This is a genomic window from Enterococcus sp. DIV0574 (genome assembly GCF_051711125.1).
Lineage (GTDB): Bacteria > Bacillota > Bacilli > Lactobacillales > Enterococcaceae > Enterococcus_D > Enterococcus_D gallinarum.
In genome coordinates this window covers 1,509,260-1,528,160 of the sequence record NZ_JBIOMA010000001.1, presented here as the reverse complement: position 1 = coordinate 1,528,160, position 18,901 = coordinate 1,509,260, and the positions used below count along the sequence as shown (strand labels likewise).

The window sequence follows — 18,901 nt, the reverse complement described above, 5'->3', positions numbered from 1 at the left end:
ATTCGTTTTGCAGGATTTTTGTCATTTTTTCAACCGAATGTCTTGAACGGTGAGTGAAAAACTATCGCATTGATTTTCCTCAAGTTTACTATTTCCCTGTTTGAAAGTAAAATGGAGAATGAATCAATCATCTACTTCAGAAGTTACCAATTTTGATTAAATTGGTTTGCCTTTGAAAACAAAAAGACGACTCTTTTGCAGAGACGTCTTTAACAATCCATTCAATCCACATGTAAGATGAATCATCCACCTCATTAAGTGTATGACTTTATCGGTTTAACTTTCCTTCTCAACTAACTTTCTTACATAAGTTACCAACGGTTCAATAGCGGTTCTATCACTAAAATCGACCGTCTGTCCATATGTTTCGATCAATGCTTTGTTTTCCGAAGTAAGTTCAGCATCAGGTACTTTTTTTAACGAGTTTATTATCACTTTTAACAGCAGTTTATTTGCCATGCTTAATTGTGTATAATCGATTCCGCCTCGAAAATGAAAAATACCTTCGGGAATGCTTTTTAATTTTTGAAGACTCTTATCTAAATCAGCATAATCCGTACCGACGGGATCGCTCAGACCAACTGTAAATACAACCAGATGATCGAAAAGGTTTCGTTTCAGTAAATCAACACCAGTGATTTTCCCAGCATAAATAGGACCGCCAAAAATGACAAATGAATATTTACGCAATTCTACGTCTTTGACTTTTTTCCCGTCGATAAGTGCTGCGTTCAACTCTTCTGCAATCCATCTGGCATATTTTTCTGTCATCCCATGTTTAGAAAAGTATACAACCGCTAAGTTATCCTTCATCATGATCCATCTCCTTGATTATGCGTTCCAGATTCTCTATCATCTTTAGTGTGACTTGAGAAGCAATTGCCAATTCATTGTCTGTTATTCCTGTAAAAACTTTATCTCGAAAATCTTGACTTTCTTTTTCACTTTGTTTTGCCAACTGTTGTCCTTTTTTTGTCACGAAAACTTCTTTGACCCGCTTATCCTGGGCACTTTGATTAACTGATACAAGTCCTTCTTTTTCCATTGTGTCGAGCATCTTGGCAATATTTTGTCTTGTTGTATTCATCGTACTCGCTAATTCATTGACGCTAGGTACACTCACTTTAGAAAGTTCTCTAAGATTCATTAGTAAAAACCATTGTTTCGTGGTTAATCCAGTGACAGATTTGTCTCCTGCAAATTGGAGCTTGTTCGCTAGGATAAATGTTCCGCCAAATAATAGATGTCTAGGATTTTCTGGGGCCTTCATCAGCATTTCCCTTTCTTAATAGGTAATAGGTTACCTATACTATACGCAACCTATTGCTTATTATCAAGATTAAGTTGTTGCTTTTAGGACATTTCGGTACAAGGAAAGAATGAAATAATCAGCAATGATTTCACCTATTATTTGAAAGAACTGAGTGTTCAAAAAAAGCGGTAATTACTGTAATCGATACAGTTATTTGATAATTTTATTGATCTAGTTTTTCAAAAAAAACCTTGCCTAGAAAATAGGTCAAGGTTGGAAAAATTGGGAGGCATGTTTCAACAATTCATTTTTTATATCTTCAAAAGTTTGATTCAAGTCCAGTGTCACTACACTAATCGGATAGCCATTTAATTCATAGTGATGGTTTGGCTGATGTTCCTCTATCGTTTTAGCATAGAGGAGCATGCCTCCTACTACTTCACCATCTTTTGAAATCCAGTTATTAACGTAAGTGAAAATTTGATAAAGATTAGCAGTCTTTTGCTTTGCATCGCTCCCAATAAATCTGGTCGCCATATTCTCAGAATAAAACTTTGTATCCACAATTAAGGTCTTAGCACCATCACTCAAAACAATGTCAGTTTGCATATTCGGCAAAGCTTCAATGAAACCATCCCCTACTATCCATGGAATTTGTGGGTGTGTCACTTTGTAGCAGGTATCACGTTTATAGAAAGCAAATACAAATTTTTCGTAGAGTGACGATAATCGCTGTTCATCTTTCATTTCTCTTATCCATTGCTCTTCATTCGACTCATCCAAGAGTAACTCTTCATACAAATATCTACAGACATCAATAAGAAACTGATAACGTATATTTTGTCGATTATATTCAACTTTCTTCCAAAGTCTAAGTGATAGCTCAATGTCTGTTACATCGGAAAAATATGGTAATAACCCAAAGAAAAATCTCTTATCTGGCTTTGAAATATCTGGTAATTTATAGAGATATTGAATTGTTGCCTTTAAAATCTGATTTAGAAGCACATCCTCAGAGAACACATCGTATAGAACTACTAATTTTTTATCCACCAGGGCATTTTGCTTGATGGAAGAACCAATATCAATTTTCCCCTTGATGACTGTTGTCCTATCAGTTTCTTGAACGTAATCTTTAATTAGACCACCTCGAATTAAAACAGGAAGACCGATTTTCAAAATCTCAATGTATAAACCTTTCACGTTATCAAACTGCTCAACATTCATTCGTTGATATTCTGATAGTCCAATTGTTTGGTAAGCATAAGACAGCATGTAATAGATATTTCGAATCGGTATCTTAGAGTTTTTTTTCATCATAAGCATTCCTTAACTTATTCGCCCAGCTCTCAGCTTTATCTTCATCATCAAACCAATACTCATAGAGTTGAGGAATAATTTCATATTCTACTACTTCAATAAGTCTTGATTCTGCGTCTATGGAAAATGCATCACCAACAAAATAGCTATGACCGATTTGGAAACCTTTACCAAGCTCAGCTATAATGGTTTTATTTAGAGATATGATTATTTCTATTACTTTGATCATCTTAATCGGTGAACCAATATTATTGATATATTCAGTGAACGTTGAATTTTCAAAAGCTGGTGCTATATCATAAAAAGAAAATCTACGTCTCAATGCATAATCCAGCAATGCTAGACTTCTGTCGGCTGTATTCATCATACCAATAATATAAAGATTGGCCGGTACTGAAAATTTTTCATTTGAATAGAGCAGATTGACTGATTTGCCGCGTTTGTCAGTCTCAATTAACATCATGAGTTCTCCTAGAATCTTACTCATGTTCCCACGGTTTATTTCATCAATGATGAAAAAGTAGTCTCTTTCAGGATCACGAGAAGCTTTACGTGCAAATTTAACAAATGGTCCTTGTTTCAATTCAAAACCATCACTATCCACTTTGGGGCGATATCCTTCAATAAAATCTTCGTAACTATAGCTCTGATGGAATTGAATCATTTGAATCCGCGAATCATCTTTCTCTTCCATCATTAGATATGCCAATCTGTCAGCGATAAAAGTTTTTCCTACTCCGGGAGCACCTTTCAAAATCAAATTTTTCTTATTTTGTAAAACTGATTGAAGCTTTCCAAGAGCATGTTCATCAATGTATACTTCTGAAAGAAAATCTTCTCTGGAATATGATTCATTCTCTCTAGCTGATGGTCTTGATTCCACATATCGAATATAATAGTCAATAGAACTTCCTGATACACCCTTGTATCTGTCGTAGGTTTCATCATTAAGAACCGTTTCCTTGATATTCTTTAACGCTTCGGTATCAGTTTCACCGAAAATAATCACTGTAAACGTAACTTCAATACTTTTGAGAGAAGAAATCTTTTGACTGATAGTTTTATCATTTAATAATTCTCCATTTTGCTGTACCTGTTGCGAAAGCCAAACTTTGAATTCATTAATTAAATGTAACTTTTCATCAATTGGCTCTCCATTGATGTGCTGATCCAAGTAAACAATAAAATCAGGATAATTATTGAGGTTAGTCAGCATTTTTTGTGAAACTTGGTCGCTTAAGTTCCATGACCCCTTATTCGTCCAGTCTATATTGTGACGATGCTTATATTTTGAAACATTGCTATCAAAGTAGTAATCTCCATTAACAACACCTTTTCCAACAATATGGTTACCATTTGTTTTTGCATAAACAATGTCACCAGGCTTAATTTCTCTGTAGAAGTCCCAAATCTCTTTTGCTTCATTTAATGAATTTTTTTTATCTTTCCGATGTTCTGAGATAGCCTTCTGGATGTCAAGTCTATTCTCATATTGATTTAAATCTTCAAGAAAGTCCCAATCAAACCCTATGATTTCCGATTGAAAAAGTTCTTGCCAAAGATTAGCGTCATCGCCTGGAACATAGAGCCAGTAATTCACACTGTCATCAACTTGACCATCTAAGCTCGAAGACTTTTGTTCTCTCTTCGGGTAAATCTTTTCTGGATTTTCAGTATAGTACAAAAACTTTAGATATGATCTCAAGATTGTTCCTAACTGCGCTATACCACCATAATTAGTCGGTTGGCTTCGATTCCCATTGTCATAATCCATTTGTGCATAATGACGTTTAAAGGATTCGTTGATCTTTACAAATTCCTTAGTGTATTTTTTCCTTTTCCCTTTCATCAGTTCTAATAATGAACTGTCCTTATCTCCAGTAATCTTCTGATATACTTCTTTAAACTCATCATATGTCTCGTAGTAAAAAAAATTTTCAAAATAGCTGTTACTTAATTCAAATTTGCTCAACAATAACCCAAGTTTTTCAAGATACGGTGTGTACCAGATCCCAGTTTTCTCACCTAGGTTATCTTTTGCCCAGTCCCTAAAAAGTTGTTTACGTATTTCCATTGAATTGCCCATCTAATCCACCTCACCAGAACAAATAAAAGTATCTTCAATTATATCACGGAAAATTTTTTTGTTGTATATCATCCAAAACTGTTATGAATACTAAAAATTTTGTTCACGCACCCAGCTATACCATTCTCCAACTTATTTCCTAATCTATATCTTTTCACCTTATCAATCTGTTTCTCCAAACTAAAACAAAGAGCCAGAACCAAAATGTCCCAACTCTCAGTATATCATATCTCACTCTATCTATTTTCAAGACGTGTCAACAAGACCACACATTCCACGTGAGTGGTTTGTGGGAATAGATCAACTGGCTGGACTTGTTTTGTCACATAGCCTTCTTCTGCAAATAGCGCTAGATCACGTGCTAGTGTGGCTGGGTTGCAAGAAATATAGACAATGCGCTCTGGCTTAACCGCAGCTGTTGTCTCGATAAAGCTAGCTTCTAGACCTTTTCTTGGCGGATCGACAAAGACAACAGTTGGCTGAATGCCTTCACGTAACCATTGAGGCATAATCTTCTCCGCTTTGCCTACAAAGTAATGAACATTTTCTAAGCCATTTCTCGCAGCATTTGCTTTGGCATCTTCGACCGCTTCAGCAACAACTTCCATTCCGAGAACTTCTTGGACACGATCAGCTAAACTGATTCCGATGGTTCCGATTCCGGCATATGCATCCACGACAATGTCATCCGGCTGTAGATCTGCTAATTCAAACGCTTTTTGATACAGCACTTCTGTTTGGGCCGTATTGACTTGGTAGAAAGATTTGGCAGAGATTTGGAACGTCTTATCGAACAATTGGTCATCAATCGAAGCTTTTCCATAAAGGACTTTCTCTACATCACCCATGATGACATTGGTTTTTTCTTCATTGATATTTTGGATCACCGATACTACTTCAGGAAGCTCTTCATGAATGACTTCAGCAATCTCTTCTCCTTTGAAAAACTTCGCTTTTCGTGTGACTAAAACGACCATCATTTCACCTGAGTGGTGTCCGCGACGGATCACAACGTGTCGTAAAAAGCCTTCGTGAGCTTCTTCGTTGTAGGCTTTGACGTTAAAACGCTGCAAAATGTTCCGCACGGTTACGATCGCTTGATCGATCGCCGGATCTTGGATATAGAAATCTTCGATTGGCACCAAGGTATGACTATTTTTGCGGTAAAAACCAGTAGTCAACTGCCCTTTGATTTTTTGAACGGGAATTTGCGCTTTGTTACGGTAGCCAAAAGGTTGTTCCATTCCGATCGTAGGCAATACCTCAACTTGCGGCATTTTCGCGACTTTTGCTAAAACATTCTCTACTTGTTGTTGTTTGAATGCCAATTGCTTTTCGTACTTCAAATGACTCAAAGGTGCGATACCGGTTCGCAACAAATCTTCATTAGGCAACTCTTGACGATCTGGACTCGTTTGTAACAGTTTCATCACTTTGGCAAAACCGAATTTGTTGCCAACTTTCAACACTTTGACTAACGCACGTTCGCCGGGTAATGTGTTTTCAATAAAAAGTAAATAGCCATCGACTTTGGCGATGCCGTTTCCTTCATGGGAAAGATCTAAAATATCGACCTCAAGTTCCTGATTCTTCTTAACAGGATAATTTTTCATAGGTTTCTCCTTTGTACTTGCTTTTCTCATTTTAAAAAGGAATCACTGAAATTGCAAGCGCTGTTTATTTCGATGATGGCTCTTCGCCAACATTTTGAACAAAAAACATCCGAAGGATAGAATCGGCTGATTGCTTTTAGGCTCTGCGGCGAAGAGCCGCTGCACCACAAGAGCAATTCCTTTTCCATCCTTCGGAAAATCATCTACACGAGAAGTCTTAGACTTCCTTAGGTGTTTTATTTATCAGCTGTTTTTCTTTTTCTGTGATTTTTCCCGTTCGCTCTTGTTCAAGATTTGTTTTCTCAAACGAATGCTTTCTGGGGTTACTTCACAGTATTCATCATCGTTCAAGAATTCCAATGATTCTTCCAAAGAAAGAATGCGAGGTTTCTTGATAACGGATGTTTGGTCTTTGTTTGCTGAACGAACGTTAGTCATTTGTTTTGCTTTCGTGATATTAACGGTTAAGTCTTTGTCACGAGAGTTTTCACCAATGATCATTCCTTCGTATACTTCGGTACCTGGTTCAACAAAAACAGTTCCCCGTTCTTCAATACTCATGATCGAGTAAGTCGTTGCTTTACCTGTATCGATAGAAACCAGTGCGCCTTGATGACGACCACCGATTTGACCTTGGATCATTGGCAAATATTGATCGAAGGTGTGGTGCATGATGCCGTAACCACGAGTCATAGATAAGAATTCTGTCGTATAACCGATCAATCCTCGAGCAGGTGCCAAGAAAATGATGCGCACTTGTCCATTTCCTGTATTGATCATGTCTTGCATTTCTGCTTTACGCATGCCCAATGATTCGATGACTGATCCCATGTATTCTTCCGGTGTATCGATTTGAACACGTTCAAATGGTTCACATTTCACGCCATCAATTTCACGTTCAATGACTTCTGGACGAGAAACTTGCAATTCAAAGCCTTCACGACGCATATTTTCGATCAAGATCGACAAATGAAGTTCTCCACGGCCAGAAACGATCCATGAGTCAGGTCCAATTGGATCAACACGCAATGACACGTCTGTTTGCAATTGAGCCATCAAGCGCTCTTCGATTTTACGTGCTGTAACGAATTTTCCTTCACGACCAGCAAAAGGAGAATTGTTCACGATGAATGTCATTTGCAATGTTGGTTCATCAATATGCAGCACAGGTAATGAATCTTGGTGATCAATTGGTGTCACTGTTTCACCAACGAAGATATCTTCCATTCCGGAAACCGCGATCAAATCACCGGCTTTGGCTTCTTGGATCTCTAAACGTTTCAAACCAAAGAAACCGAAAAGTTTCGTTACACGGAATTTTTTGACTTCTCCATTTAATTTCATCAATGCAACTTGGTCGCCGACTTTGATTGATCCGCGGAAGACACGGCCAATTCCGATACGTCCAACATAATCATTATAATCAAGCAATGATACTTGGAATTGCAAAGGTTCGTCACTGTTGTCGATTGGTGCTGGAATGTGTTCAATGATCGTATCGAACAATGGCGCCATCGTTTTTTGCTGATCAGCTGGATCGTCTGATGCACTAGATGTACCGTTGATTGCAGAAGCGTAAATGACTGGGAAATCTAATTGGTCGTCATCTGCCCCTAATTCAATAAATAATTCCAACACTTCATCGACAACGTGTTCTGGACGAGCAGATGGTTTATCAATTTTGTTTACAACAACGATTGGCACTAAATGTTGTTCCAACGCTTTTTTCAAAACAAAACGTGTTTGCGGCATCGTTCCTTCATACGCATCAACAACTAAGACAACACCGTCGACCATTTTCATGATTCGTTCCACTTCTCCACCGAAGTCCGCGTGTCCTGGGGTATCCATGATGTTGATTTTTGTGCCATTGTATTCAACGGCCGTATTTTTTGCTAAGATCGTGATACCACGTTCTTTCTCGATCGCATTTGAATCCATCGCCCGTTCTTGTAATTGGGTATGGCTATCTAACGTTTGGGATTGTTTCAATAATTCATCAACTAATGTAGTTTTTCCGTGGTCAACGTGGGCAATAATAGCGACGTTGCGGATATCATTTCTAATATTCAATTTATAAACTCCTTTTTTGGTGACATTGCACTCGACAAGCCATTATACCAGAATTTCTTTCTGAAATATAGTGCAAAGTTTTCATTTTTACAGAAAAAAACAGATACCCGTAGATATCTGCTCGTCATTTATTGATTTGCGATCGTCAATAATTCTTGAAATGCTGTTGGTGTGCCACCAATAAACAATTCCCGACCATCTAGAGCAAGTTCCTCTCCGGTGATATTCGCCATCTTCAAACCTAATGTTTCCATTAAGATACCGCCAGGGGCATAGTCCCATGGCGCTAGGTTGGAAATATAGCCTGCGCGCTGACCTAAGACCAGCGCAATCAATTCGATGCCCGCACAACCGGTCATCCGTACACCTAGTGCCCGTTCACTCATTTCGACTTCATGATGACGATTATGCATCAACATGGGCGCATTTAATCCGATCAATCCTTCCTCTAAAGCGATATCTTTCGGCGGATCGATTTTTTTTCCGTTGCAAAAGACCCCAATTTCCGGACCACCCCAAAGAAATTCATTTTTCATGACATTATAAACAAAGCCAAAACGTCCTTGGCCTTCTTCATATACAGCAATCATGATACAGAAATTCTCTTTTTCCAACACGAAATTCATGGTTCCGTCAATAGGATCAATGATAAATACTCGTCCACTAAAATCTGAAAGTCGATCTAAACCATTTTCTTCCCCTAGAATTTTTGCTTCTGGGTCAAAGGCTTGAATCTTCTCAATTAGAAAATCCTGCGTCGCCTTATCCAGTTCAGTCACCAAATCTTTCCGACCTGATTTTGTTTCAACGATCAGAGACTCTTTATTTAGGTTTTCTTTGATTTTTTCCCCTGCTGCAATCATCCAGCTATGGATTTCACTAACGATTTCTTGCATGGTTGCTTTCTACTCCTTCATTTTCAGTTTACCGCTTGTCGTCTTGACCGCTTGAACCGTTCGATACAATGAGTATCCGCTCAAGTCTTCGAAATCTCTGCCTAAACGGCGCTCTTCCCCAATACTTGGCACAACTTTCTTAAACTGCTGATAAGCTTCTAAAAACTCCGCTGCCGGGATCCCTTTCTCGTAGGCTTGTTCTAAGCGATCCCATAGATTCATTACAATAACCATTTCATCTGTTGACCAGTCCAGATCTAAAGGATATTGATAATCACGCATTTTAATCACCCCTATTCGTCCTATTCAGTGTACCATAAAAATACAAATTGGTCAGAGACTCTGTCGCAAAATAAAAGAGGACAGCTCTCAATGAGAGATGCACCCCCTATTTAAAAAAATGAACGAATGTTTTGAAGAAGACCCCATGATGCCTAGGCTATATCGCCTTTTACAGACTTAATCGAGCTTAGTCCTAGCTCTAACTAAAATACGAGATACCTTAACTCATTCCACGTTGGTTCATTTAGATAGTTGTGCTAGAACTTCAGTAAAGTCTTTAACATAATAGCGTAGGTTTTTTCTTCCCTTAATAAGGATCGTATGTCCCTCGTTTTCCAAAGCGCTTTTTTGTTTCTCGATTCCGCCTGGATACTTAGGGTTTAACTCCCCATTCGCTTTTAATGTCCGCCAGAAAGGAATTTTATCTGTTTTTCTTTGTTCACTAGCCCATGCTGCGATGGAAACAAAAATACCCGCGGTGATTGGATCTGTGAAATCGGCGCCATACCTTTCTGCCAGATACTCGCGAATCTTACTAATCGTCATCACTTGGCCTAATGGGATACGCCCCATGATTTGATTGTAATCCACTGGAGGAGCCAAAAGCATTCTCTTTCCCCCATATTTCTCAATACTCTTTTCATCTATGATTTGCTTGATTTTCGGCATTCCTTTCGTCTCATGGAGCATCTTATTGAAATCTTTCTTTTTTTCATCGACCATACTAGTCCCTCCTTTACTTTCAAAGTACCGCCTTCTAAATCAAACTGCAATGAGAAGCTTCAAATTATTTTGAAAAAGCATGCAAAAATAAAAAGTTCTTGATGATCTGAACGGATTTCCACCAATTCACGCTGATATAAAACTTTGTATATTCTGTGCCCCATTGCCATGGAATAGGGAAAGAACCATCTTCTAGCTGGTTCTCTGAGATTTTAGCGGCTTCTTGCTGACAAAGTTCTTTATCAAAAATGGTGAGCATTTGTTCTTTCGAGAAAAAAAGTCCGATGGTTTGCTGGTGTAAGAAGTAAACCATTCTTCTGGGGCTTTCGAGACGGTTTGACGAATTTGTTGGCACAACACTTCTTGAAAATTTATGTTCTCCAAAAGAGGTTGATCATGTGTTTTTTTACAATAGTTTAGCATTTCCAAATAAACGACTAACGTATGCCTATCATCGTTGTCTCATTGAGAAAGCTATCAATGGCGGTTTGAAGGATTCCCTCCGCTTGTTGAGATAAACCAGTATCTTCCACACGGATGATCATACCAGCAAAACTCACGGTGGGATTATTAGCCGGCACACCTACAGGACTCTCCTATCAGATGGCATGGGAGTAAAAAGCAGTCGAAGGTACTTGGTTCCGCCATTTCCCTTCAGAAAAATCTTTCCCACTGGACAAGCACCTCAAGATCCCCTGTATTATAGGATTTTTAGCATCAAGGCAATTGATCTCTCGTAAAATACTGCAGGCAGCTCACGCCGCAATCGGGGTGCTGTTGGGTTTCCAATTGTCTGGCTCTAAGCCGTGACCAAAGCCGCCATCCTCGTTTTGATAGACCTCTAACATCTGTATAACATTCTCCCGGCTACCGTCTTCAAAATGAATCTGCCAGCGTGCAAGTTCCAATGGACGTGCATTTTGATAAATAGATTGTCTAGCTTTTTCAAAAGGTTCCCTATTTTCACGCTCTTATTCAGTCTTGTTCAGATCTGTTCAGACTTGTTAAGGCTTGCTAAGACTTGCTAAGACTTATTGGTTACTTTGATTATGACCTAATTTATTATTCGTTACAACGCTGACACTACTAGAACTATCCCTTCATTGATCTTCTATTTTCTTTAACGACTGCTTTTTTACTCTTGCGGCTACACTTTACAGATAAATGCTAGTCGTCTTTCTTGAAAAGCATTCTTTTGGTGTTTCCTTTTCCTTGATGTTACAGTAAGAATAGCAAGAATAAAGGAGGATTTCATTTGCGCTTAGAAAATAAAAAAATCATCGCGTTAGTCGACAATGATTTCGAGGATTTAGAGCTTTGGTACCCTGTTCACCGTTTGCGAGAAGAAGGCGCTCAAGTGGATTTAGTTGGCGAAGAAGCCCATAAAAGCTATAAAGGAAAATACGGAGTTCCTGCAGAATCCGCGTTTGCTTTTGACGACATCCATGTGGCTGATTATGATGCCATCTTAGTCCCTGGCGGTTGGGCACCGGATAAACTGCGCCGATTCCCACAAGTCATTTCTTTTGTTCAAGCAATGGACAAAGAAGAAAAAGTCATTGGTCAAATATGTCATGCCGGCTGGGTCTTGATTTCCGCGAATATATTGCAAGGAAGAAAAGTGACTAGCACCCCTGGCATAAAAGACGATATGACAAACGCCGGAGCTACTTGGGTGGATACACCAGTTATCACCGACGGTCACATCGTTTCTAGCCGTAGACCACCTGACCTGCCCGATTATATGCGGGAATTCATCGCTGTTTTAGAAAAGAAATAACCCGGCTAGGCTGATTCACTTTAACGAAAAAGAGTGGCGATGATTGTTCGCCACTCTTTTTCGTTATCATTTTTGAACATTGCTCTAGCTATTTTTGTCATTCCTTGTCTGCTATTCGGAAAGATCGGAAATAGCAGAGGCCTTTGGCAGCTTACGGATCCCCCATAGCGTCAATAACGCTCCAATCAAAGCAAAGCACGTGCCGCACAATAACATCTGCCAGACACCGAAGTTCTGTAAAAGGCTGCCGCCTAAGATATTCCCCAGCACACCGCCTAATGTCGTCGCAATAATGATCAGCGTTTGTCCAAATACCCGATCTTCATCTGCCAATACGTGATTGAAGAGATAAGCAGACGCTGGGATAAATAAAGCAAAACTAAAGCCCTGCAATAGGTGTGTCATTTCCATCATAACAATCGTGCTGGTAAGCAACATCATTACTCCTCTGACTGCAAATGCGATACTAGAAAACAAAAGCCAAAACTTGCTGGACTTTCTTTTGACCAAACGTTCGAAGAATATCATTCCTGGCAACTCGCATAATGCAGCAATCATTAATGAAATTCCTACTTCTTTGCTGCCGCCTCCGATCGAAGCAAAAATCTGTGCCAAGAAGCTATTGATCATTGTGTGAAAGCTGAACAGAAAGCTGAATCCTATGAATAACAAAAGTAAAAAAGGATATTTTTTTCCTAACCCACCCGAATGCTTCTCTTCTATCTTCAACGGCAGAACCCTTGTCTTCACTGTGGGCAGCAAAAGTAAGAGGACAAAAAACAGTCCTGCTTCTACTAATGCCATTATTGGGAGAAGCGCAGCCGAATAGCTCGCCAACAACTGCCCTAATAAGAAAGAGGTTGCGGCATATCCTAGTGAACCGCCTGCTCTCGAAAAACCAAAATTAATCCCATAGCCGGTGTTCACATACTCAAATGCAAGAGCATTGATAAATGACTGCATGGAAACTAGCACGATTGCACCAATGATAAAACTGATAATCGTCAGTGCTGGCAGTAATAACCCTACTAGAAGAGCGATAATCAGGCTCAGTGTCATCCCTTTTAGGACAGCAATCAAGGGAATCCTTTTTCTTTTAATGATCACTTGACTGATGAAAGGCTGAAGCGCGGCTGAAAAAATATTGATAAGTGCTAAGATCCCACCGATTTTTGCTGGATCGATCTTAAAATAAATCAGAAATAATGTGGCAAATCCATAAATTGAACAAAACATCATCCAATAAAGAAATTGCAGACTTGTATAATAGAGACGAATCGTTTTCCCACCCAATTGTTTACGCATACAATCCCCGCCTTCATCCGTTTTAGATAGCAACTTAATATAGCATAATTCAGACAGATTTGCTACAGCAATCAAGTAGGCAATCGCCAGTATTTTATGCCATTCACTGATACTTGATCCCATAAAAAAACTCGCTCATCGAAAGGATGAACGAGTCTTCTATCATTAAATATGGATTGGTAAGCCTAATGCCAACTCAGCAGCATCCATGGTGATCTCACCTAAAGATGGATGTGGGTGGATCGTTAACGCGATATCTTCTGCGTTCATACCTGATTCGATTGCAAGAGCCAATTCTGAAACCATGTCACTTGCACCTAAACCAGCGATTTGCGCACCGATGATCACATTGTCTTCTACTGTTGTTACTAAGCGGATAAATCCTTCGGTTTTACCAAGAGACAATGCACGACCATTTCCAGAGAATGGGAATTTGTAAGCTTTCGCTTCAATTCCAGCATCTTTTGCATCTTTGATCGTCATACCGACAGAAGCTAATTCTGGATCAGTAAAGGCAACCGCTGGCATTGCTTTATAATCAACAGCAACTTTTTTACCAGAAATGGCTTCAGCAGCAATTTTTGCTTCATAACTTGCTTTATGAGCAAGTGCTGCACCAGGTACGATATCTCCGATTGCAAAGATGTTTGATACGTTCGTACGGCCTTGTTTGTCAACTGTGATCAATCCACGTTCGCCAACTTCAACACCGGCTTGCTCTAAGCCCATGTCATCTGTATTCGGACGTCGACCAACTGTAACCATCACATAGTCAGCTGTCACTGATTCTTCTTTGCCATCAACAGCGTATTTAACCGTTACACTATCGCCATTATCAACAGCTTCTTTAGCCATTGCATTAGTAACGATCGTTACGCCTTTTTTAGCGAAGTCTTCTTCAACTAATTTAACCATATCTTTTTCATAAGTTGGCAAAATTTGAGGAGAACCTTCAAGAATCGTTACTTCTGCTCCAAGGTTTGCATAAGCAGCACCAAGTTCAGAACCGATGACACCGCCACCGATAACAACGAATTTTTTAGGCACTTCTTTCAATGCCAATCCGCCAGTAGAATCAAGCACACGTCCACCGAATTTGAAACCAGGGATTTCAATTGGGCGAGAACCTGTCGCGATGATTGCATTGTTGAAAGAATAAGTTTGAGCTGAATCAGGATGAATCACACGTAATGTGTGATCATCAACAAAGAAAGCTTCCCCTTCAATTGTTTCAACTTTGTGTTTTTTCAATAGGAAGCCAACACCTGAAGTCAATGTTTTCACAACTTTGTTGTCTTTCCATTCTTGTGTTTTAGCAAAATCAAGTGATACGTTTTCGCTTGTTACACCAAACATTGTCGAATCTAGTGATTCTTGGTAATGATGTCCTGCTGCAATCAATGCTTTTGAAGGGATACAACCAACGTTCAAACAAACACCGCCAATGTATTCTCTTTCAATGATCGCAACTTTTTGTCCCATTTCCGCTGCGCGGATGGCAGCTACATAGCCGCCAGGTCCCGCACCGATTACAACTGTATCTAATTCAACAGCAAAATCTCCAACTACCATTTGTTAATCATCCTTCCATCATTAATAGCTCTGGATCAGCTAATAGACGTTTGATATTATTCATTGCTTGTTGCGCTGTTGCACCATCAACGATTCGGTGGTCAAAGCTCAATGAAAGTTTCATTACGCGGCCGACAACGATTTCGCCCTCAGCATTGACGATTGGTTGTTGCGCGATTGTACCAACACCCAAGATAGCTACTTCAGGGTAGTTGATTACTGGTGTGAACCAGCCACCGCCTACAGAACCAATGTTACTGATAGTGATCGTTCCGTTGCGCATGTCATCTGCAGAAAGTTTGCCGTCATGAGCAAGTTTAGCTTTTTCGTTGATTTCATCAGCGATAGCAAACATTCCTTTGCGGTCTGCATCTTTGACATTTGGTACATATAACCCATGATCCGTATCCGTAGCAATACCGATATTGTAGTAGTTTTTGTACACAATTTCTTGTTTTGCATCATCGATTGAAGCATTCAAGATAGGGAATTTTTTGACTGTAGCAGTCAATGCTTTTACAACATATGGCAAGAAAGTAAGTTTTGTGCCATTGGCAGCAGCAACTTCTTTAAATTTCTTACGATTATCCCAAAGATTTGTTACTTCTACTTCATCATGCAGTGTTACATGAGGTGCTGTATGTTTGCTGTTGACCATTGCTTTCGCAATTGCTTTACGTGTCGGAGTTAATGCTACACGTTCTTCTAAATCACCCAAGTTAGACTTGAAGGCTTTAGCTGGTGCTGCTGGTTTGCTTTCAGCTGCTGGTGCTTGCGCTTCTTCTTTTGCTGGAGCTGCTGCTTCTGCAGTTGCTGAAGCTCCGCCACCAGATAGGAAGTTCTCGATGTCTTCTTTTGTCACGCGGCCACCTTTGCCAGTTGCAGTTACTTGTGTGATGTCGACATCTTTTTCACGAGCAAATTGACGGACAGAAGGCATTGCTAATACACGTTTGTTTGGATCAGCAGCTTCAACGACACTTGCTGAGCCAGAAGTTTCAACTTTTTCTGGCGCTGCAGTTGGCGCTGCAGAACTAGCAGCTGGTGCACTGTTGTGTCCTGGAGCATCGATTTCTACTAATACATCACCAACATTGGCAACTGTTCCTTCTGATACAAGGATATTTTTTACAGTACCTGTGACTGGAGATGGGATTTCTTCAACTGATTTGTCGTTTTGAACTTCCAATAAAGTATCATCTTCATTGATGGTGTCGCCAGCTTTAACGAACCATTTTACGATTTCGCCTTCTGCAATTCCTTCACCGATATCTGGTAATTTGAATTGGAATACGCCTTCGCCTTCTGAAGAACCAGCAGATGCAGCTTCCGTTGTTGGAACAGCAGCTGGTTGTGCAGGAGTTTGGGCTTGCGCTGCCACACCTGCATCTCCTTCATTGTCTTCATGGCCAGGTGCATCGATTTCTACTAATACATCACCAACATTGGCAACTGTTCCTTCTGATACAAGGATATTTTTTACAGTACCTGTGACTGGAGATGGGATTTCTTCAACTGATTTGTCATTTTGAACTTCCAATAAAGTGTCATCTTCATTGATGGTATCGCCGGGTTTAACGAACCATTTTACGATTTCGCCTTCTGCGATCCCTTCACCGATATCCGGTAATTTAAATTGAAATGCCATTTTCTATTCTTCCCTTCTTCAACTATTAAAAGTTCACGATTTCTTTCACTTTGTCTTCGATATCTTTAGCATTTGGCAACCAGATATTTTCTGCTTGACCGAATGGGAAGATTGTATCTGGAGCAGATACACGTCCAATTGGTGCTTCTAATGAAAGAACCGCACGTTCAGAAATTTCAGAAACGACTTGAGCGCCTACGCCTGCTTGTTTTTGAGCTTCTTGAACAACAACCACACGACCTGTTTTTTCAACAGATTTAATGATTGTTTCCACATCAAGAGGAGCAACTGTACGCAAATCGATAATTTCAGCATTGATGTTTTCTTTTGCTAAGTTATCCGCTGCTTTGATTGCTTCACGAACCATTGCACCATAAGTGATGATCGATACGTCTGTTCCTTCACGAGTCACCGCTGCTTTATCCAATGGAACTTCATACGCTTCTTCTGGCACTTCTTCACGGAATGAACGGTAAAGTTTCATATGTTCTAAGAAAACAACAGGATCATTGCTGCGAATAGAAGCAATTAACAATCCTTTTGCATCGTATGGGTTTGATGGAATCACGACACGGATACCTGGTGATTGAGCAATCAATCCTTCCAAGTTATCTGAGTGCAATTCTGGTGTATGCACACCACCACCAAATGGTGAACGAATCGTAATTGGCAAGTTGCGTGTGCCGCCCATACGGTAGCGAGTACGTGCCATTTGTCCAACGATTTCATCAAATGTTTCAAAAACGAATCCGAAGAATTGAATTTCTGGAACTGGACGGAAACCTTCTAGTGCTAAACCAAAAGCTAAACCGCCGATACCAGATTCAGCAAGAGGGGTATCGAAAACACGATCTTCACCGAATTTTTCTTGTAAACCTTCTGTTGCCCGGAAAACCCCGCCGTTTTTACCGACGTCTTCACCAAAGACTAAAATTTCTTTGTCGTTTTCCATTTCAACAGCTAAGGCATCTGTAATTGCTTGAATCATTGTTTTTTGTGCCATGACTATTTCGACTCCTTCGCTTCGTAAGTTGCAATTTGTTCTTTAATGTTTTGAGGTTGTACTTCAAACATATTTTTCAAGAAATCTGAAACTTTTTGTTTAGGTACACGGTCAGCTTCAGCGATTGCAGCTTTGATTTCTTCTTTAGTTTGTTCAATGATTTGTTCTTCTTTTTCTTCAGACCATAGTCCTTTTTCAGTCAAGTACGTACGGAAGCGAACCAATGGGTCTTTTTGTTGCCATTCGCTGTCCATATCTTTTGAACGGTAACGCGTTGGGTCATCCCCTGATAATGTGTGTGGACCATAACGGTAAGTCAATGTTTCAATCAAAACTGGTCCATTGCCGTTTGCTGCCCATTCACGAGCTGCTTTTGAGACAGTGTAAACTGCTAATGGATCCATACCATCCACTTGGATTCCTGGGATACCAGCTGCAGCTGCTTTTTGAGCTAATGTTGGCGCAGCACTTTGAACTTCACGAGGTGTTGAAATCGCAAAACCGTTGTTTTGGATGTAGAATACAGCGTTTGCATGGTAAGCACCAGCAAAGTTGATTGCTTCATAGAAGTCCCCTTGTGAAGAACCGCCATCACCTGTATAAGTGAAGACAACATTTTTCTTGTTGCGCTTTTTCAGACCAAGAGCTACACCAGCAGCTTGCACGTATTGCGCACCGATAATGATTTGTGGTGGTAAAGCTTGCAAGTCTTCTGGATAAAGGTTTCCAGCTACGTGTCCGCGAGACCATAAGAACGCTTCTTTCAATGGAAGGCCGTGTTGGATCAATTGAGGGACATCACGGTAACCAGGTAAAAGCACATCTTCTTTTTCAAATGCAAAATGACTTGCTAATTGACTTGCTTCTTGACCAGCTGTTGGCGCGAAGAAACCTAGACGACCTTGACGGTTTAACGCAGTAGAGCGTTGGTCTAATACACGGGACCATACCATGCGAGTCATCAACTCGACTAATTCGTCGTCACTTAGATCAGGTACTAAATCTGGATTTACGATTTTTCCGTCTTTATCTAATGCTTGATAAGTTGGAAAATCTGCATTGACTTGCTCCAAAATTGCTTGGAAATCAAGTGCTTTTTGTTTTTTTGCCATCTTGACACACTTTCCTCTCTGATATAAAAATTCACTTTCGAATGTAACAGGGATAAAATCTGTATCATCGAAAAATCATTTACTACTATAAATTATCATTTAAACGAGAATAAGACAAGTGAAAAGGTATTTTTTTTTAATAAAACGATTCCCATTAGACCAACTCTTAAGAAACGATTAGTGAAAACAATCACATTTAAGCAATCGCTTTCTTGCTTTGCTCCTTATTAAATTCT

Annotated in this window: 16 protein-coding genes; 1 reads left to right on the top strand and 15 read right to left on the bottom strand. The window is 39.7% G+C overall.

Features of this window, described 5'->3' with window-relative positions:
* Nucleotides 1-276 precede the first annotated feature (276 nt).
* From IGJ45_RS07455 to IGJ45_RS07410, 10 genes are all read right to left on the bottom strand, one after another.
* Nucleotides 277-816, bottom strand: coding sequence for a flavodoxin domain-containing protein (locus IGJ45_RS07455; RefSeq protein WP_409531287.1), 540 nt, complete (start codon nucleotides 814-816; stop codon nucleotides 277-279).
* Nucleotides 803-1,270, bottom strand: a complete 468-nt coding sequence (locus IGJ45_RS07450) for a MarR family winged helix-turn-helix transcriptional regulator (RefSeq protein WP_225585947.1) — start codon at nucleotides 1,268-1,270, stop codon at nucleotides 803-805. The genes IGJ45_RS07455 and IGJ45_RS07450 overlap by 14 nt, the downstream gene beginning before the upstream one ends.
* Before the next feature lie 249 nt (nucleotides 1,271-1,519).
* Nucleotides 1,520-2,569, bottom strand: coding sequence for a 5-methylcytosine restriction system specificity protein McrC (locus IGJ45_RS07445; RefSeq protein WP_409531286.1), 1,050 nt, complete (start codon nucleotides 2,567-2,569; stop codon nucleotides 1,520-1,522).
* Entirely contained in the window at nucleotides 2,553-4,658 is a 2,106-nt protein-coding gene (locus tag IGJ45_RS07440; RefSeq protein ID WP_409531285.1) for an AAA family ATPase, read from the bottom strand. Before IGJ45_RS07440 ends, IGJ45_RS07445 begins: the two co-directional genes overlap by 17 nt.
* Before the next feature lie 236 nt (nucleotides 4,659-4,894).
* A complete protein-coding gene (gene rlmD / locus IGJ45_RS07435) occupies nucleotides 4,895-6,271 on the bottom strand; it encodes a 23S rRNA (uracil(1939)-C(5))-methyltransferase RlmD (RefSeq protein WP_409531283.1) in 1,377 nt (458 codons plus the stop codon).
* A gap of 243 nt (nucleotides 6,272-6,514) precedes the next feature.
* Nucleotides 6,515-8,344 (bottom strand): translational GTPase TypA, encoded by a 1,830-nt coding sequence (typA, locus tag IGJ45_RS07430; protein ID WP_003127228.1) that lies wholly within the window; start codon nucleotides 8,342-8,344, stop codon nucleotides 6,515-6,517.
* 128 nt (nucleotides 8,345-8,472) lie between these two features.
* On the bottom strand, nucleotides 8,473-9,240 hold the full coding sequence (locus IGJ45_RS07425; RefSeq protein ID WP_003127227.1) for an inositol monophosphatase family protein: 768 nt from the start codon (nucleotides 9,238-9,240) through the stop codon (nucleotides 8,473-8,475).
* Nucleotides 9,241-9,249: 9 nt separating this feature from the next.
* A complete protein-coding gene (locus IGJ45_RS07420; RefSeq protein WP_409531282.1) occupies nucleotides 9,250-9,522 on the bottom strand; it encodes a UPF0223 family protein in 273 nt (90 codons plus the stop codon).
* Nucleotides 9,523-9,762: 240 nt separating this feature from the next.
* Complete coding sequence (locus IGJ45_RS07415) at nucleotides 9,763-10,245, bottom strand: MGMT family protein (RefSeq protein ID WP_003127225.1); 483 nt, start codon at nucleotides 10,243-10,245, stop codon at nucleotides 9,763-9,765.
* Between the two features lie 64 nt (nucleotides 10,246-10,309).
* The gene (locus IGJ45_RS07410; protein ID WP_409531281.1) at nucleotides 10,310-10,558 is read right to left on the bottom strand and encodes a hypothetical protein; all 249 of its coding nucleotides are present in this window, start codon (nucleotides 10,556-10,558) and stop codon (nucleotides 10,310-10,312) included.
* Nucleotides 10,559-11,500: 942 nt separating this feature from the next.
* On the opposite strand from IGJ45_RS07410, the gene IGJ45_RS07405 reads away from it, so the two are divergent.
* Nucleotides 11,501-12,025 carry a type 1 glutamine amidotransferase domain-containing protein gene (locus IGJ45_RS07405; RefSeq protein ID WP_003127221.1) on the top strand — a complete coding sequence of 175 codons (525 nt, stop codon included), beginning with the start codon at nucleotides 11,501-11,503 and terminating at the stop codon, nucleotides 12,023-12,025.
* Between the two features lie 111 nt (nucleotides 12,026-12,136).
* Here IGJ45_RS07405 and IGJ45_RS07400 read toward each other — a convergent pair whose 3' ends face one another.
* The 5 genes from IGJ45_RS07400 to pdhA form a co-directional block, all read right to left on the bottom strand.
* Nucleotides 12,137-13,330, bottom strand: coding sequence for an MFS transporter (locus IGJ45_RS07400; protein ID WP_113850310.1), 1,194 nt, complete (start codon nucleotides 13,328-13,330; stop codon nucleotides 12,137-12,139).
* A 165-nt stretch (nucleotides 13,331-13,495) separates the two neighbouring features.
* Nucleotides 13,496-14,902, bottom strand: coding sequence for a dihydrolipoyl dehydrogenase (lpdA, locus tag IGJ45_RS07395; RefSeq protein ID WP_003127217.1), 1,407 nt, complete (start codon nucleotides 14,900-14,902; stop codon nucleotides 13,496-13,498).
* A 7-nt stretch (nucleotides 14,903-14,909) separates the two neighbouring features.
* On the bottom strand, nucleotides 14,910-16,550 hold the full coding sequence (locus IGJ45_RS07390; RefSeq protein ID WP_005472521.1) for a dihydrolipoyllysine-residue acetyltransferase: 1,641 nt from the start codon (nucleotides 16,548-16,550) through the stop codon (nucleotides 14,910-14,912).
* Nucleotides 16,551-16,575: 25 nt separating this feature from the next.
* Nucleotides 16,576-17,553: an alpha-ketoacid dehydrogenase subunit beta gene (locus IGJ45_RS07385; RefSeq protein WP_003127215.1), complete on the bottom strand. Its 978-nt coding sequence runs from the start codon at nucleotides 17,551-17,553 to the stop codon at nucleotides 16,576-16,578.
* A gap of 2 nt (nucleotides 17,554-17,555) precedes the next feature.
* Nucleotides 17,556-18,665 carry a pyruvate dehydrogenase (acetyl-transferring) E1 component subunit alpha gene (gene pdhA / locus IGJ45_RS07380; protein ID WP_003127214.1) on the bottom strand — a complete coding sequence of 370 codons (1,110 nt, stop codon included), beginning with the start codon at nucleotides 18,663-18,665 and terminating at the stop codon, nucleotides 17,556-17,558.
* Between the last annotated feature and the right edge of the window lie 236 nt (nucleotides 18,666-18,901).

Excerpts from the sequence above, each read along its gene's own strand:
- IGJ45_RS07455 (WP_409531287.1), bottom strand. The coding sequence starts at position 816 with ATGATGAAGGATAACTTAGCGGTTGTATACTTTTCTAAACATGGGATG.
- IGJ45_RS07450 (WP_225585947.1), bottom strand. The coding sequence starts at position 1,270 with ATGAAGGCCCCAGAAAATCCTAGACATCTATTATTTGGCGGAACATTT.
- IGJ45_RS07445 (WP_409531286.1), bottom strand. The coding sequence starts at position 2,569 with ATGAAAAAAAACTCTAAGATACCGATTCGAAATATCTATTACATGCTG.
- IGJ45_RS07440 (WP_409531285.1), bottom strand. The coding sequence starts at position 4,658 with ATGGGCAATTCAATGGAAATACGTAAACAACTTTTTAGGGACTGGGCA.
- rlmD (WP_409531283.1), bottom strand. The coding sequence starts at position 6,271 with ATGAAAAATTATCCTGTTAAGAAGAATCAGGAACTTGAGGTCGATATT.
- IGJ45_RS07425 (WP_003127227.1), bottom strand. The coding sequence starts at position 9,240 with ATGCAAGAAATCGTTAGTGAAATCCATAGCTGGATGATTGCAGCAGGG.
- IGJ45_RS07420 (WP_409531282.1), bottom strand. The coding sequence starts at position 9,522 with ATGCGTGATTATCAATATCCTTTAGATCTGGACTGGTCAACAGATGAA.
- IGJ45_RS07415 (WP_003127225.1), bottom strand. The coding sequence starts at position 10,245 with ATGGTCGATGAAAAAAAGAAAGATTTCAATAAGATGCTCCATGAGACG.
- IGJ45_RS07410 (WP_409531281.1), bottom strand. The coding sequence starts at position 10,558 with ATGGTTTACTTCTTACACCAGCAAACCATCGGACTTTTTTTCTCGAAA.
- IGJ45_RS07400 (WP_113850310.1), bottom strand. The coding sequence starts at position 13,330 with ATGCGTAAACAATTGGGTGGGAAAACGATTCGTCTCTATTATACAAGT.
- lpdA (WP_003127217.1), bottom strand. The coding sequence starts at position 14,902 with ATGGTAGTTGGAGATTTTGCTGTTGAATTAGATACAGTTGTAATCGGT.
- IGJ45_RS07390 (WP_005472521.1), bottom strand. The coding sequence starts at position 16,550 with ATGGCATTTCAATTTAAATTACCGGATATCGGTGAAGGGATCGCAGAA.
- IGJ45_RS07385 (WP_003127215.1), bottom strand. The coding sequence starts at position 17,553 with ATGGCACAAAAAACAATGATTCAAGCAATTACAGATGCCTTAGCTGTT.
- pdhA (WP_003127214.1), bottom strand. The coding sequence starts at position 18,665 with ATGGCAAAAAAACAAAAAGCACTTGATTTCCAAGCAATTTTGGAGCAA.